Source organism: Vibrio sp. Vb1554 (assembly GCF_033344235.1).
The window spans coordinates 1-1,001 of sequence record NZ_JAWPOJ010000509.1; the positions used below are offsets into that span (position 1 = coordinate 1).

The window sequence follows — 1,001 nt, forward strand, 5'->3', positions numbered from 1 at the left end:
TGCTGCCCTTTTACAATGGCCTGCTCGACGGCTTGTACCGCTTCTTCCTGATAGTAGCGAAGGCCCAGATCGCTCATGTCTGGATGCTGTTCAAACCATCTATTCAGTTGCTGGTTGTCCCGCCCCAGCATTTCCAACAGTTCTTCTGGTCGGTGCCATTCTGGCAGTGCCTTGGGCATGTTTTGCGGGCGGCGAACATCACGATACCAGATGCCACTTTTTGCCTTCGCAGCAGAACGGTATTCACGCCCGTTGGTCGAAAAACAAAATGGGATTTTGTAGCTGACTTGGCCTGACGAATCTTCCCAATCTGGCAGGTAAGACGGAAAGTTGTCCGCCACTTTTCTTAGTTGCTCTGCATCATTCGCGGCCTGTTGCTCAAGCTCTTCGCGCAGCAGTTGCATGTCAAAGTACTTGCTATAGCGATAGGCTTCTGTGAGTGTGGATGACACATCTTTGTTGCTGCGTTTTGCTTCAACAACACCCACGGGTTTTAAGCCGATGAAGAGCACATAATCCGCCTTCCCTGCTTTCCCCGTTTCATCTTTACCTGTTGGCCATTCGGCAATGGCGATGTTGCGGCCCACTTGCGGACGTGTGCCAGAGGCAAAGTTAAGGTTTTTGGTATCAGCATCCCACCCCGCTTTTCGCAGCTGGGCATCAATCAGGAAGCGCGTTTCTTGCTCGTTAAGGTCGAGACTGCGAGATGTTGCTTCTTCCAATACCGCTTTACGGTAGGCCTTGCGCTCGAGCTCGGTCTTCTTGGATAACTCCGCTTCTTTTTCTTTCAGCTGCGCTTCCAACGCGGCAATGCGGGCATCGGCCTGCGCCTGGGTTTCGTCTTCTTTACTTTCGAGGACCGAGATGTAACCGCTTAATGCCGTCAATCTTGCCTGTTGAGCTTCAAAATCCGCTTTGGTTTGTGCTTCGGAAGATTGCGCTATCGCGAGTTGCTCCCTGAGATTGAAAATCTCCTTCTCTGAGTAGTTAGGGCTTTCGGA

1 protein-coding gene is annotated in these 1,001 nt (G+C 51.5%); it reads right to left on the bottom strand.

Features of this window, described 5'->3' with window-relative positions:
• On the bottom strand, positions 1-1,001 hold a 1,001-nt coding region (locus R8N28_RS27405; RefSeq protein ID WP_318183941.1), incomplete at both ends, for a type I restriction endonuclease.